We start from the raw sequence: 14,714 nt of genomic DNA, 5'->3' as shown, positions 1-14,714 counted from the left end.
AATGAATTTGCATCCAGTACACTAAACCCCTCGTGTCCGCTAAAGCTCCACCTGCTCATCTGCCATGCCACACAGCGTCGAACTCATCACCACCATTGCTGCCGCGCTCGGCCTGGCGCTGATATTCGGTTTCATTGCCGTTCGCTTGCGGCTGCCCGCACTGGTCGGTTATCTGCTGGCCGGCATCGTGATCGGCCCCTTCACTCCAGGTTTCGTGGCAGATACCGCGCTCGCGGGCCAACTCGCGGAAATCGGGGTCATGCTGCTGATGTTTGGGGTGGGCCTGCATTTCTCGCTCGATGACCTGCTGTCGGTGAAGAAGATCGCTCTACCCGGTGCCGTAGTCCAGATTGCCGTGGCAACTGCGATGGGCGTGGCGTTGGCCAGCTGGTGGGGCTGGAACCTGATGGCCGGCATCGTGTTCGGCCTGTCGTTGTCGGTCGCGAGTACGGTAGTGTTGCTGAAAGCGCTGGAAAGCCTGGGAGCGCTGGCCACGCCGAACGGCCGCATCGCAGTGGGCTGGCTGATCGTGGAAGACCTGGTGATGGTGATGGTGCTCGTATTGCTGCCACCGCTGGCCCAGGTGTTCGGCAACACTCCCGGGACGGCAAGCGGTCATTCGCTGCTGGCCACGTTGGCGATCACGCTCGGGGAGGTCGCGCTGTTCATCGGGCTGATGCTGGTAGGCGGACGACGCTTTNTTCCCTGGCTGCTGTGGCAGGTTGCCCGCACCGGCTCGCGTGAACTGTTCACGCTGTGCGTGGTGGCCGCGGCGCTCGGCATCGCCTACGGCTCGTCCGTGCTGTTTGGCGTCTCCTTTGCGCTGGGTGCGTTTTTCGCGGGCATGGTGCTACGCGAATCGGCGTTGAGCTACCGTGCCGCCGAGGAGACACTGCCGCTGCGCGATGCCTTTGCCGTGCTGTTTTTCGTCTCGGTCGGCATGTTGTTCGATCCGAGCGTGTTATTGGCGCAGCCGCTGCAGGTACTCGCCGTGGTTGCCATCATCGTGTTCGGCAAGTCGTTGGCGGCGTTCCTGCTGGTGCTGGCCTTCCGCTATCCGCTCAATACCGCGCTGACCGTCTCGGCGAGCCTCGCGCAGATCGGCGAATTCTCCTTCATCCTGGCCGGCCTGGGCGTGATGCTCGGTGTGCTGCCTGCCGAGGGGCAAAGCCTCATTCTGGCCGGCGCGCTGATCTCGATTGCACTCAATCCCCTGGTGTTCACGGTCATCGAGCCCGCTCAGACGTGGATCCGCGCACGTTCGAAACTGGCACGCAAACTGGAACAGCGCGATGACCCGCTGGCCGAACTGCCCGCTGACGTCACGCCGCACACGCTCACCGGCCACATCGTACTGNGGGGATACGGCCGCGTTGGCCGTCACATCGCGGAAGCACTTGATGCCCAGGGCCAGCCCTATGTGGTTGCCGAGCAGCAGCGCGAGGAAGTGGAAAGACTGCGTACCCGCGGCATTCACGCCGTTGTCGGGGATGCCTCCGAACCGGCCGTCCTGATCCAGGCACACATCGCACGCGCACTGATGCTGGTCATCGCCATTCCCGACGCCTTCCAGGCGCGCAAGATGATCGAGATCGCCCGTACGCTCAACCCTCGCATCCATATCCTGGTGCGTAGCCATTGTGAAGATGAGGCTGCGCTGCTACGGCGCGAACAAAGCGTGGATGTCCTGGTGGGAGAACGTGAGCTGGCGAACAGCATGGTGCGCCACGTAAGCGAATGCGTGAAGGGACAACAGGCCGAGGCGCACATCTAATTGCGCCACCTTTCGACATGATACGCCGGGCGCTGCAGCCGCCCGGCCCTGATACCGTGTTCCGGCCGAACGGTTCAGCGCAAGTGGTCCACCGCCTCGAGCGGGGTGAGATGGGCCTGCTCGCTGTGCAACTCGGGCTGATACCAGCCGAGCTTCTCGCGCAGTTTGACCACATTACCGACGATGATGAGCGTCGGCGCCTTGAGGCCGGCCTGTTCCGCCAGCGCCGGCAGCGTGGTGAGGTCGCCGGTGATGACGCGCTGCGTCGGCAGGGTGCCGTGCTGGATGATGGCCGCCGGGGTGTCGGCGGTCAGGCCATGCTTGATCAGCGCCTCGCACAGCAGCGGCAGGCCCTTCAGCCCCATGTAGATGACGATGGTCTGGTCGCGGCGCGCGATGCCCTCCCAGTTCATGTTGAAGGTGTTTTCCTTCAGATGGCCGGTGACGAAGGCAACCGACTGCGCGTAGTCGCGGTGGGTGAGCGGGATGCCTGCGTAGGACGCCACGCCGGCGGCCGCGGTGATGCCCGGCACCACCTGGAACGGCACGCCGTGCTCAACCAGCGTCTCGATCTCCTCGCCGCCACGGCCGAAGATAAAGGGGTCGCCCCCNTTCAGCCGCAGCGTGCGCTTGCCTTCCTTGGCCAGTCGCACCAGCATCAGGTTGATCTCTTCCTGCGGCACTGCGTGGTCGTCGCGTTCCTTGCCGACGTAGATGCGCTCGGCGTCGCGCCGGCACATGTCGAGGATGGGCGGCGAGACCAGGCGGTCGTAGACGATCACGTCAGCTTGCTGCATCAGGCGCAGGGCGCGGAAGGTGAGCAGGTCGGGATTGCCCGGGCCGGCACCGACCAGATAGACCTCGCCGCGGCTGATCGTATGCTCGGCACCGTCCTGGATCATGGCCTGAAGCTGCGCCTCGGCCTCGACGTCACGCCCGGAAAACACCATTTCGGCAACCGGCGAGAGGAACACTTTCTCCCAGAACGCGCGTCGCTGTTCCGGCTTGATCGCCGCACGCACGCGATCCTTGTAGCGCGAAGCCAGTGCGCTCAGGCGGCCATACGCAGCCGGGACCAGGGTTTCCAGCCGCGCTCGCAGCATACGCGCGAGCACCGGCGATTCGCCGCCGCTCGAGACCGCCACCATGATCGGCGAGCGGTCGATGATCGACGGCAGGATGAAGCTGCACAATGCCGGCTTGTCGGCCACGTTGACAGGGATGTGACGTGCGCGCGCCGCATCCGCGACGACCTTGGCTGCGGCCGCATCCTCCTCGACCACAATTACCGCATCCTTGCCATCGAGCAAGTCGGGCGTAAAGACATCCGCCACGCGGTTCAGGCAATCGGCATGCGGCAGGCGCCCAAAGCCTTCGTGCAAGGCGGGCGCAGCGACATCGACGCGCGCGCCGGCACGCAGCAGCAGTTCAGCCTTGCGTGCGGCTGTCTCGGAACCGCCCACCACCAGGCAATGGCGGTCGCGCAGGTCAAGGAAAATCGGCAGGTAATTCATGGCTTACTCGGCGGAGGTGGCGTCAGCGTCCGGCTCTGAATCGGACTCGGGTCCGTCTTCTGCCGAATAGGGCGGGATAAAGATGAAGCGCATGTCGCCCGGATTCATTTCGACAAAATCGAGCGTTACGCCCTGCAGATACGGCGTGCTGGACGCGGCAATCAGGATTTCGATTCCATTGACGACGAGATGTTCGTCGGCCTCGCGTTCGGTATCGAAGCCCATGCCGTAGTTCACGCTGCCGTCGTCCTCCTGATAGGCGGCCACCCGCAGGATCATCTCGAATACATCCGGATTGTTGTTGGCGGCGCGAATCTGCGCGGCAGCAGCGTCGGTGATCTTGATCATGGGTTCATCCCTCGGTAATTAAGCGGCAGCGCGCGCCTTATGCGCACGCACCTGGTTCAGAAAAGGCGCGATCCAGCCCTGTTCCCCGCTGCCACGGCGATGCACGTAAGCAGCGAGAAGATTGTATTGCTGGTAGCCGTCATGTACGCCATCGATGCCATGACCACGCTTGACCTCATATGCATAGATGGAGTCGGCCGGGAGATTTTCCAAGCTGGAATAGTGAAATTCATGTGCGGGGATCGGGGCTGTTTCCTGCCAGCGATCGTCGCCGGTGGGCTGCAGCCGCGCGTAGCCTCGTCCCACAGGATGATCATGCATCACCGTGTCGCCTGGCACCACCCCCACCATCTCGCAACGCTTTCCCTGCCAGTCGAGCCGTCTCGACAGATACATCAGCCCNCCGCATTCGGCATAGGTGGGCAACCCGGCTTCAATGGCGCTTCGAATGTGGCTGCGCAAGGAAACATTGGCCTCCAGTTCGGCCATGAACACTTCAGGAAAGCCGCCGCCGATGATGAGTCCATCCACATCGGGCAGCGTGTCCGCATGCAGCGTATCCAGTTCGATCAGTTCGACATTGGATGCCCGGAGGGTATCGATATCCTCACTGTAGTAGAAACCGAAGGCCGGGTCGTGGGCGATTGCCACCCGCACCTGCCCCCCGCTGCCCGGGCTGGATGCTCGTCCGGCGCCNTCACGTGCGGGCGCGCTGTCGGCGATGGCCCGCAGCCGATCGAGGTCGACCTGGGCTGCGACCCGCTCGGCTACGTGCTGGATGCGCGCCCGTGCAGCCTGCTGCTCGTTGGCCGGCACCAGACCCAGATGACGCTCGGCGATCTGCATGCTAGCGTCGTGCTGGACGGCGCCGATCACTTCGACATCCGTGTAATGCTCGATCACCGCGCGCAGCTTNGATTCATGTCGGCTGCCACCGAGATTGTTGAGGATGACGCCGGCAATGCGGATGTCCGGATCGAACGCCTGATACCCCAGGATCAACGGCGCCACCCCGCGTGTCATGCCGCGCGCGTCGATCACCAACACCACCGGCGCACCCAGCAATTTGGCGAGCGCGGCATTGCTGTTGCTGCCGTCAAGGTCGAGGCCGTCATACAGCCCTTTGTTTCCCTCGATCAGGCTGATGTGGGCGCCAGCTGCAGCACTGGCGAACTGCCGCTCGATTTCGCTGCGCTGCATCATGTGAAAATCGAGGTTGTAGCAGGGGCGCTGTGCCGCCATGCCCAGCCACAGGGGATCGATGTAATCCGGGCCTTTCTTGAACGGCTGAACCTCATGGCCACGCGCATGCAGGGCAGCGCACAAGCCCAGCGTCAGCGTGGTCTTCCCCGACGATTTATGCGCGGCAGAAATGAAGACGCGGGGCATTGGAGCCCCGCGCTTGTCAGAATCGTTTGATGTGGCTTGCTGGTTCATTCCGGACGATCCCTGCCAGACTGGCGCCCGGCAGGTTATGCATCAATGTTCCAGTTTGGCAATCGTGGCATCGTCCAGATTGGCCGGCAGCAAACGCAGTACCTTGACGGCAAAGGTGGTGACCAGCAGCGCGATGGCGACGCCACCCAGCCCCAGGAAGAACTCGGCCATGGTCGGCGAATACTCGTGGATCACCCCGTCATAGAAGCTGCTCTTCATCGTCATCCCCGGGAACATGTCCAGCGGATAGGCTTGGGCCCCGATGATGGTGACGTACATCTGCGCAATACCGCCCAGGATGACCAGCGCACTGGCGATCATGATCCAGCTGCGCTGCCTGCCCAGGCCGCTCAGCAGAATGACCAGCGGAACGACACAGCCGATTACGATCTGCCCCACCCAGAACAAGGTGGTGATGATGCCGCCGTCGCGCAGGATGAAGCTTTCGACGCTACCCAGCTTGGCGAAGTACAGGTTGGTCAGGTGATACACCACGACGAAGTAGAGTACTGCTGCGACGAATACCGCGAGGAGGCTCTTCAATCGCATCATCACGGCATCGCCAAGCGGTCGTCCGGTCCAGGCGTAGGCCGCGACCAGCACCATCAGGTAGATAGCCAGGCCGTAGGCAAACGACATGATGATGAACATCGGCGCCAGCATCGAGGTCCCGTACAGCTCGCGTGCAACCAGGAAACCGAACAGTGAACCCGTACCGGTGGTCAGGGTCAGCCGCCAGATGAATGCCGCCGTGCCTGCCGCCTTGGAGTAGATTTTGACGTTACGATCCAGCATGGTCCACAGGTAGATGCCCACCAGCGCGAAGAAGCCAGAGTAAAGGAACACGTTCCAGGTGAACATCGACTTGAAGTTGAAGTGCGTCATCGCCACGATCAGACGATCGGAGCGACCGAGGTCGAGCACCAGCACCAGCAGACCGCCCAGCATCAGTGCCAGCGCCAGAATGGCCGACAGCGGTGCCAACGGCTTGTACATCGGCTTGTTGAACACCGACGCGATCGACGCGACGTTCAGTGCGCCCGAGGCGGCCACGATCAGGAACACTGCAAATACGTGCGGCAGGCCCCAGACGATCTGGTTGTCCATGCCGGTCACAACGTGACCATGATGGTGCATGTACAAATAGGACAAAAAGCCGAACAGTACGAAGAGGCCGATGCCCCCGAACAGCAGCCAGTACTTCATGCTGCTGCCTTCTACTTCGCGGAAAGTGATGCTTGCCATGTTGTTTTAGATTCCGTGATAGCGAACGCCGACATTGAGATTCAGATCGGCCCGCACCTGCTTGGTCGGCAGTTCGCGCAGGCGCTTGGAGATCTCGCTTTCGGGGTCGTTCATGTCGCCGAACACCAGGGCGTTGTGACCCGAGGCCGTACACGCTTCGACACATGCCGTCGTACCGTCGCCGCGATCGACTTTCTGCACACAGAACGTACAGGCTTCGACGCAGCCGATGCCACGCGGCACATCCGGCTTCTGGGTATCGTTCAGCGGCTCGTGCACCAGCGAGCGCGCCTTGTAAGGGCACGCCATCATGCAGTAGCGGCAGCCGATGCAAGTATGGCGGTTGACCAGCACGATGCCGTCAGCACGCTTGAACGAGGCGCCGGTCGGGCACACGTCCACGCATGGCGGTTCTTCGCAATGCTGGCACATCATGGGCAGGTTGGTTTCTGCCTGGGTCAGCGGGTCCTGCAATTCCAGTTTGCGGATCCATTGCGGCGCCTGCTTGGGATGCTTGCTTTCAGCCACCGGGGTCCAGCCGTTTTCTGTACTGCAGGCAGACACACACTCGTCGCAGCCGCTTGCGCATTTGGTCGCGTCGACCAGCATGCCCCAACGCACCGCGCTGCTGGCAGCCTGCTCTTCAGGACGACCATGCGCCACGTCGATCAACATCACGCCAGGGGCCAGGGTCACGCCTGCCGCCGTCATCGTGGCGACGCTGATAAAACGACGACGCTCGGGTGAACTGGGCGTATTGTCGGACATCGATTTCATATCGTTCATTGGGCAATCCCAGCCATCTCTTCCGCGCTGATCTTGCTATTGGCCTGGGCCGCAAGCTTGTGCGCGTAATGCGCCGTCTCAGCGTTCAACGGGTGCATCGCCATCGAGCCCTGCGGCTTGGTGGAGTGGCAATCGAAACAATCGATTTTCACAGCCGCATAGCTGTGGCAGCTCACGCAAAGTCGTCCTTGGACGCAGCAACGCTGCCAGTTTTTCACTGGCATGGCAATTGATGCATTCCTTGAGACTGTATTTCTTGGTACGGATACCTTCAAGCACAGTCTCATCGCGATGATGCAGCAACACTTTCATGTGGTTGCGCCGCATGAAGTCATTGGGTTCGACGCACTGCTCGCCCTTGACAGCCTTCGTAATCACGGGCTTGGGTGCGCCACTGGCCTTGGGCTGGTCATCCGACCCGGCCCAGGCCAGGGCCGCAGTCGTCAACACGACTGCCCCCAAAGCCAGGAGGCGTTTGATCTTGCCTGCCACGCTCAGTCACCCATACCCATGACGATGTAGCCGGTTGGGCAAACGTCGGCGCAGATATGGCAGCCGATGCACTTACCGTAGTCGGTATCGACGTAACGACCGACGGTGGGGTTGTCCTTCTTCTTGACCTTGAACACGGCGGTCTGCGGGCAGTACACGACGCAGTTGTCGCATTCGAAGCACTGGCCGCAGGACATGCAGCGCTTGGCCTCGTCGACGACAGCCTTCTCCGACAAGGCATGCAGACGCTCTTCGAAGTTGCCCAGCGCGCCTTCCTTGTCGAGCACGGTCACCTCGCGGATGTTGCGCGGAACATTGGGGAAATGACCAAGGAACAGTTCGTTGTGCGGAATGATGTGGCGCGCCGAACGGTCTTCGAAGTTGTGCAGGATGTCCTTGCGCTCCGACGTACCCCAGATCTGGCCCTTGACTTCGCTGTACTCGTGGCCGGATTCGAGCCACTTGCGGATTTCGTCGAAATGATGGACGTCAACCTTCGGACGCTTGTCGAGTTCCTTGCCGGCCAGATAGGCATCAATGCCATCGACGGCGATGGATGCATGGCCGATTGCGGTGGTCAGCAGGTGCGGACGGATCACGTCGCCGCCAACGAAGATCTTCTCGCTGCCGGGGAAGCGATAGTTCTTGTCGGCCTTGATCAAGCCGTTATTGTTGTTGAATTTCTCGAGGCCGGTGAAATCGACACCCTGGCCGATCGCGGACACGATCAGGTCGCCCGGCAGGTCGCGCTCGGTGCCTTCGACGATCTTGGTTTCCTTGCCTTCCATCACGAAGTCGGCCACGCGCAGGGCGGTGGCACGGCCATTCGCGTCGACGACCACGGCAACCGGGGTCACGCCGCCGATGATCTCGATGCCTTCCTGTTGGGCATGCTCGACTTCGTGCTTGTTGGCAGCCATCTTGTCGATGGTGGCGCGGGACACCAGCACCACCTCGGCACCTTCGCGGGCGGAGATCGAGGCGACATCGGATGCCATGTGACCGGCGATGACATTTTCAGGACGGTCGTCGTGCGTGCCGGACTTGGTGACATTACCGAGACGGCGGGCAACAGTGGCGACGTCGATCGAGGTGTCGCCACCGCCGATGACCACCACGCGGTTGCCGACATGCTGCAGGCGGCCTTCGTTGAAGGCGCGCAGGAACGCGACGGCGGTCACGCAGTTGGGCGCCTCAGCACCGGGAACCGGCAGCGGACGGCCAGCCTGGGCGCCCATCGCCATGAAGATGGCGTCGTAATCCTTTTCCAGCTGTTCGAAGCTGACGTCGGAACCGATACGGGTCTTCAGGCGGGTTTCTACGCCCAGCGCGATGATGCGATTGATTTCCGCATCGAGCATTTCACGCGGGGTCCGGAAGCCGGGAATGCCGTAACGCATCATGCCGCCGAGCTCTTCGTGCTCGTCGAAAATGGTCACGCCATGGCCGCGCAGACGCAGCTGGTAGGCGGCGGCCAGGCCGGCAGGGCCGGCACCGATCACGGCAACCTTCTTGCCGGTTTCGGCTGCGGTCGACGTGTAGGTCATGTTGTTTTCGATGCCCCAGTCGCCGACGAAGTGCTCGACCGAGTTGATGCCAACGTGGTCTTCGACCTGATTGCGGTTACAACCGGACTCACACGGTGCGGGGCAGACACGGCCCATCACGCCGGGGAAAGGGTTGGCTTCGGTGATACGGCGGAAGGCATATTCCTGCCAGGTCACACCCGCGGGCGGCTTCTCGATGCCACGCACGATGTTGAGGTAGCCGCGAATGTCTTCACCGGCCGGGCAGGAGCCCTGGCAAGGCGGCGTGGAGAGCATGTATTCCGGGCACTTGTGCGTCCAGCTCGACTGGAAGATGCGATCCTGCGAAGAACGATAGTTCTTGTCGGACTCGCCATCATTATAACGACGCCATGTAACGCCTTCGGTTTTTGCTTTGTTCGTCGTGACAGCCATGTTGGTTCTCCTAACGCCTACGTAACTAAAGATAGATAAATCGCAATCAGTTCTGTGACCCAACTCAGTCCAGCTTGATCGCCTTGCTAACCAATTGATGCACACCGCCCACCATGCTCATGTCGAAGCCATATTTGGGCAAAACCTTGGTGAACTGCGCCTTGCAGATGGCACAGATGGTGGCCATGAAGTTGACCTGGTATTCCTTGACCACATTATTGAGTGCAGTCGCACGCGGCAACGCACCCTTGACGCGTACTTCCATCAGGTCGTCCGTCAGCACGCCGCCGCCGCCGCCGCAGCAGAACGTGGCTTCATAGATGGTGTCGTCCGCCATGTTGTGGAAGTTGTTCACCACCGACTTGATCAGTTCGCGCGGAATGGTGAACTGGCCACCGGGTTCAGTACCCATGCGCGACGCGCGGGCCACGTTGCACGAATCGTGGTAAGTCACGATCAGATCATCATTCATTGACGGATCGACCTTGATTTTGCCGGACTTGATCAGATCGTTGGTCAGTTCGCAAATATGTTGCGGCTGCGGATAGGTCGGATCGAGCTGCTTTTGCAGTTCGATCGAGAAAGGATCGTTGCCGCCATAGCCGATACCGGTCAGCGTATTCCAGAAACTGTAGGCGACGCGCCAGGCATGGCCACACTCGCCGACGACGATGCGCTTGACGCCAAGCTCCAGCGCGGCGTCCCTGATCCGCATGGCAACCTTGCGCATCGTTTCGTAGTTGCCATTGAACAGGCCGAAGTTGCCCGCTTCTGCCGCATGCGTGGACAGGGTCCAGTTGATGCCCGCCGCGTGGAATACCTTGGCATAGCCGATCAGCGATTCAACATGCGGCTCGGAGAAGAAGTCGGCAGACGGCGTGATCAGCAGCACTTCAGCGCCTTTCACGTCGATCGGCATCTTGACCGGCACGCCGGTGTCGGCTTCGATGTCCTCTTCCAGTCCTTCCAGGGTATCGATCAGCGCGGGACCAGGCAGGCCCAGGTTGTTGCCAATCTTCTGCACCTTGCCGAGAATCTCGTTGGAATACTTCTGACCCATGCCGACGTGGTTAAGAATCTCGCGGCCAGCCATCGTGATCTCGGCCGTGTCGATGCCGTATGGGCAGTACACCGAGCAGCGGCGGCATTCCGAACACTGATGGTAGTAGCTGTACCAATCGTCGAGGATTTCCTTGGTGAGGTCTTTGGCGCCCACCAGCTTGGGAAACAGCTTGCCCGCTGTAGTAAAGTAACGGCGGTAGACCTGACGCATCAGATCCTGGCGCGCCACCGGCATGTTCTTGGGATCCGAGGTGCCCAGGTAATAGTGGCACTTGTCGGTGCACGCACCGCAGTGCACACACGCATCAAGGAAAACCTTCAGCGAGCGATACTTTCCGAGCAGGTCGCCCATCTTGTCGATGGCGCGCTCTTTCCAGTCCTCGCCCAGTTCATGCGGATATCCCATGAAGTCCTGAACCGACTTGGGCGCAGGGAAGGACTTGACATGCGACATGACGCCTTCGTGAAGCTTGGGAACCTCGATGTCGTCCTTGATTTCTGGGATGTCAAATTCAGCAGCAGCCACGTGTGAGTCCTCTGTCCGTACTTAGGCGTTCGTCAATCGTCGTCGACGAATCAGTTGTTCTGATCCAGGCGTGCAGCCCATGCCGCTACATGGCGATGTTCACGCGGGTTGTCGACCTGGTTGCGGGTGGGGCTGAAGAACAGGCCCGGCGCATGCAACAGTTTGCTGACCGGGAAGATCACCATCAGCGAAGCCACCAGGGCCAGATGCACCAGCAGGATCGGGTCCTGCGGAAGCGGCTGGATATCCAGATACATCAAGCCCATGAAGAACTCTTTCAGCGAAATGATGTCGGTATGGGCGACGAAGGTCATCAGCATGCCGGACACGCCGATCCCGATCAGCAGAAGCAGCATCAGATAATCGGACGGTGTCGAGATGTAGCGCACCCGGTCGACAACGAAGCGGCGCGCCAACAGTCCCGCCAGGCCAGCGACCATCATGATGCTGGCATACTTGCCGAAGGGCTGCACGATGTCGACCCAGAACCAGACAGGCTGGGTGAAATAGCGAAGGTGGCGCGCCAGAACCAGAAACAGACCGAAATGGAACAGCCAGCCGAATACCCAGATCCACTTGTTCGATTTGAACAGCGACTCGAATACCACCACCTCTTTCGCCATCCGATACACCACGCCAGTTCGCGTAGTCGGCGCAGGNGTCGTCGGGATGACCAGCGGTGCGGGTGTGCGGCTGTAATCAAAAATCTTGTAGACCAGACCCACCACCAGCAGGAAGGTGGCGATGTAGAACATCCCGGCGTAAATCATCGTCACAGTAGACAAACTCACTCTCCTATCGGACCCCGTCCCACCACGCGATGAAATGCCTGGCGGAATTGCATTCCTTACCAACGTTTTGTTTGCGAATCAAACGCAGGGCGAACCCTCCCCGCCCCATTTGATTGGGAAACATAACGATCGGAGCCGCCCCGAAAATCCGAGGCGACCCGACGATTTACAACTTAGATACAGCCAGTCGGCTTGGGCAGACCCGCGATCTTACAAGCCTGCTTGGCGGGGCCGTAGGGAAACAACTCGTACAGGTACTTGTTGTTGCCTTTTTCCGGGCCGAGCTTCTTGCCAATGGCCTTGGTCAGAACGCGAACAGCGGGAGCGATCTGGTATTCGGCGTAGTACTCACGCAGGAAGTTGACGACTTCCCAGTGGCTTTCGGTCAGGTCGACTTTCTCTTCCTGCGCCATGTACTTGGCGATGTCTTCGTTCCACTGCGACAGGTCGACCAGATAGCCTTCCTCGTCGACTTCGACTTCCTTACCGGCGATATTCACCATGGGCATAGCAATACTCCTTCTATTAAAAGTTACAGCCAAGACTGACAGTTGCTGTGCTCTGCGACCAGATCCACAAAACCGCCGTAATCCACGACATTGACTCCGTCCAGCACACGCCCAGCCATGCCGCGCGCCGCCAGATCAGGACCGAGTGCGTAAATCTTGAGGTCAGCTGCTGCTGCCTGGATTTTCGCCGCTGCCGCGTTACCGTTCGTCGCCGCGTACACCGCGTCTTCGATCAGCAATACAGCAGAACCTTTGGTGGCCATGCGCAGGCAGCTTTCCAGCGAACTGCGCTCAGTGGCCGATTTATTCACAATATGCAGCATGTCCGGTCCCCTTAGAAGCTGATCACGACGTCTTGCTCGGCCATGAGATTCGCCATCTCATCGACGGAGAGCACCGTCACATCCACAATCAGGTCGTCTTCGGTCAGACCACGCGCATCCAGCGACACCTGGTCGACATAGAGTTTCTCAATGTCATAGCCTTCCAGTGCACGATAGGTCTTGGAAAAGTCCTTGACCTCGATGCCCTTGGTGTCGACGCCCTTCATCAGCTGGTACACACCGTCGTCGGTGAAGACCATGCTCACATCCTGATCAAAGGCGGCGGTAATCAGCACCACTTCCAGACCTTCCAACGCGTACACAGTACCGTGCGGCGCCTTGCGGTTCAGGAACATGAATTTCTTGACGACACCCGAGCCGTCATCCATATCGTCCATATCGCTCATCTCGTTAACCCTTAATCACCGAACGTCACGAGACGATCGTACTGAATACCCATTTCCACCAGCTGACCTAGACCGGAAATACGGAACCCCGGGGCCAGCAACTCATCCTTGATGCCACGACGCAGCGCAGCGGCCACGCACACAACGAGGTCGATGCCATGCTCTTCGGCCAGCTTGGACCAGCGCATGGTGACGTTGCGGTCATCCTGCGGCGGCTCAGCCATGCGCGTCGAGTTGTTCACGCCATCATGGTAGAAAAANATACGCGGAACTTTGTGCCCCTTCTCGATCGCCGTACGGGCGAAGAGATAAGCGGAGTCACTGGCCTCATGGTTGTAAGGCCCTTCGTTTACAAGAATGCCGAATTGCATGGCTAGCTCAAACTCCGAAAAATCCAGTCATTGTTATCAAGCATCCGCCACAGCCAGGGCGGTGGCGGAGCTGACAGCTTCCCAAACAGCTTAGAAACGGATGTGCGCAGAAGCGTTCAGGTTGGCACGACCACCACGCCAGTTATCAATGTGATACTTGGTGAAGGGCAGACCGGTCTTCTCGAAAAATGCGGGCCAGCCGATGCGGTCGATCCAGTCGATCATGCGCTCCCAAGGCTTGCCGTCAGCCTTGTAGGTAGCGAGGATCTTCTTGACCACCTCACTCACTTCCGGCCAACGCGGCGCATTGTTCGGCAGGCCGGACGCGACCAGCTTGTGGAAGGTCGGCTTGGAACGGGCGTTCGAGTTCTTGCCGCCCACCCAGATCGCGATCTTGGAGTGCTCGGGATCGTTAATCTGCATCGGGGGNCAGGGCGGGAAGCAGGCGCCGCAGCAGATGCACTTCTTCTCGTCGACTTCCAGCGAGGGCTTGCCGTTCACCAGGGCGGGACGGATTGCCGCCACCGGGCAGCGGGCAACAACGGACGGACGCTCACACACGTTGGCAACCAGATCGTGATTGATCTTCGGCGGCTTGGTGTGCTGAACGATGATGGCGATGTCGGCCTGGCCGCCGCAGTTGATCTCGCAGCAGGAGGTCGACAGCTTGACGCGGTTGGGCATCTCGCACTTGACGAAGTCGTCATACAACTCGTCCATCAGCGCCTTGACCACGCCGGAAGCGTCGGTGCCGGGGATGTCGCAGTGCAGCCAGCCCTGGGTGTGCGCGATCATGGACACGGAGTTGGCGGTACCACCGATGGGATAGCCCTTGTCGTTCAGCGCCTTGATCAGCGGCTCGACCTTGGAACCATCAGCCACCATGTATTCGATATTGGAACGCGCGGTGAAACGCACGAAACCATCGCCATATTGGTCAGCAATGTCGGCCAGTTCGCGGATGGTGTAGTGGTCCATCTGGCGCTGGGTACCGGCCTTGACCGTCCAGATCTCGTCGCCGGATTCAGCGCGGTGGTACAGGACACCCGGCTTCGGATGGCTGTGGAAAGACCACTTGCCATAGTTCTTGACCATCACGGGATGCATGTAGGGCATCGGATCCGGGGCGCCGGATTCGATAGGCGGACGTAGTTCTGCCATGTTTTAT

General features: G+C 60.3%; 15 protein-coding genes. 1 reads left to right on the top strand and 14 read right to left on the bottom strand.

The features are described from left to right. Window positions 1-64 precede the first annotated feature (64 nt). The gene (gene ybaL / locus HZY77_RS13540; RefSeq protein ID WP_296815729.1) at window positions 65-1,774 is read left to right on the top strand and encodes a YbaL family putative K(+) efflux transporter; all 1,710 of its coding nucleotides are present in this window, start codon (window positions 65-67) and stop codon (window positions 1,772-1,774) included. A 74-nt stretch (window positions 1,775-1,848) separates the two neighbouring features. Here the strand turns inward: ybaL and cysG are convergent, their stop codons facing one another. The 14 genes from cysG to dsrB all read right to left on the bottom strand — a co-directional run bounded on the left by cysG (window position 1,849) and on the right by dsrB (window position 14,707). After that, a complete protein-coding gene (gene cysG / locus HZY77_RS13535) occupies window positions 1,849-3,288 on the bottom strand; it encodes a siroheme synthase CysG (protein ID WP_296815726.1) in 1,440 nt (479 codons plus the stop codon). Window positions 3,289-3,291: 3 nt separating this feature from the next. Further along, window positions 3,292-3,636 carry an iron-sulfur cluster biosynthesis family protein gene (locus tag HZY77_RS13530; protein WP_296634150.1) on the bottom strand — a complete coding sequence of 115 codons (345 nt, stop codon included), beginning with the start codon at window positions 3,634-3,636 and terminating at the stop codon, window positions 3,292-3,294. An 18-nt stretch (window positions 3,637-3,654) separates the two neighbouring features. Beyond that, window positions 3,655-5,025 carry a cobyrinate a,c-diamide synthase gene (locus tag HZY77_RS13525; RefSeq protein WP_296815724.1) on the bottom strand — a complete coding sequence of 457 codons (1,371 nt, stop codon included), beginning with the start codon at window positions 5,023-5,025 and terminating at the stop codon, window positions 3,655-3,657. Window positions 5,026-5,115: 90 nt separating this feature from the next. Further along, on the bottom strand, window positions 5,116-6,318 hold the full coding sequence (gene nrfD / locus HZY77_RS13520) for an NrfD/PsrC family molybdoenzyme membrane anchor subunit (RefSeq protein WP_296815721.1): 1,203 nt from the start codon (window positions 6,316-6,318) through the stop codon (window positions 5,116-5,118). A gap of 6 nt (window positions 6,319-6,324) precedes the next feature. Continuing rightward, window positions 6,325-7,104, bottom strand: a complete 780-nt coding sequence (gene dsrO, locus HZY77_RS13515; protein ID WP_296634143.1) for a sulfate reduction electron transfer complex DsrMKJOP subunit DsrO — start codon at window positions 7,102-7,104, stop codon at window positions 6,325-6,327. A gap of 78 nt (window positions 7,105-7,182) precedes the next feature. Continuing rightward, a complete protein-coding gene (locus HZY77_RS13510; protein WP_296815719.1) occupies window positions 7,183-7,596 on the bottom strand; it encodes a hypothetical protein in 414 nt (137 codons plus the stop codon). Window positions 7,597-7,598: 2 nt separating this feature from the next. Beyond that, a complete protein-coding gene (locus HZY77_RS13505; protein ID WP_296815717.1) occupies window positions 7,599-9,557 on the bottom strand; it encodes an NAD(P)-binding protein in 1,959 nt (652 codons plus the stop codon). 64 nt (window positions 9,558-9,621) lie between these two features. Further along, on the bottom strand, window positions 9,622-11,145 hold the full coding sequence (gene dsrK, locus HZY77_RS13500) for a sulfate reduction electron transfer complex DsrMKJOP subunit DsrK (protein ID WP_296815715.1): 1,524 nt from the start codon (window positions 11,143-11,145) through the stop codon (window positions 9,622-9,624). Window positions 11,146-11,195: 50 nt separating this feature from the next. Continuing rightward, a complete protein-coding gene (locus HZY77_RS13495; protein WP_296815711.1) occupies window positions 11,196-11,936 on the bottom strand; it encodes a respiratory nitrate reductase subunit gamma in 741 nt (246 codons plus the stop codon). Between the two features lie 173 nt (window positions 11,937-12,109). Next, window positions 12,110-12,445 (bottom strand): TusE/DsrC/DsvC family sulfur relay protein, encoded by a 336-nt coding sequence (locus HZY77_RS13490; protein WP_296769737.1) that lies wholly within the window; start codon window positions 12,443-12,445, stop codon window positions 12,110-12,112. A gap of 23 nt (window positions 12,446-12,468) precedes the next feature. Continuing rightward, window positions 12,469-12,768 carry a sulfurtransferase complex subunit TusB gene (gene tusB / locus HZY77_RS13485; protein WP_296634129.1) on the bottom strand — a complete coding sequence of 100 codons (300 nt, stop codon included), beginning with the start codon at window positions 12,766-12,768 and terminating at the stop codon, window positions 12,469-12,471. Between the two features lie 11 nt (window positions 12,769-12,779). Further along, window positions 12,780-13,175 carry a sulfurtransferase complex subunit TusC gene (gene tusC / locus HZY77_RS13480; RefSeq protein ID WP_296634125.1) on the bottom strand — a complete coding sequence of 132 codons (396 nt, stop codon included), beginning with the start codon at window positions 13,173-13,175 and terminating at the stop codon, window positions 12,780-12,782. A gap of 11 nt (window positions 13,176-13,186) precedes the next feature. Then, entirely contained in the window at window positions 13,187-13,546 is a 360-nt protein-coding gene (gene tusD, locus HZY77_RS13475) for a sulfurtransferase complex subunit TusD (RefSeq protein WP_296815708.1), read from the bottom strand. 90 nt (window positions 13,547-13,636) lie between these two features. Then, on the bottom strand, window positions 13,637-14,707 hold the full coding sequence (dsrB, locus tag HZY77_RS13470) for a dissimilatory-type sulfite reductase subunit beta (RefSeq protein WP_296815705.1): 1,071 nt from the start codon (window positions 14,705-14,707) through the stop codon (window positions 13,637-13,639). Between the last annotated feature and the right edge of the window lie 7 nt (window positions 14,708-14,714).

The sequence above is a fragment of the Thiobacillus sp. genome (assembly GCF_013693775.1).
Classification (GTDB): domain Bacteria; phylum Pseudomonadota; class Gammaproteobacteria; order Burkholderiales; family Thiobacillaceae; genus Thiobacillus.
Note: the sequence above shows the minus strand (reverse complement) of the source record. Positions and strands in the feature narration are given on the sequence as shown.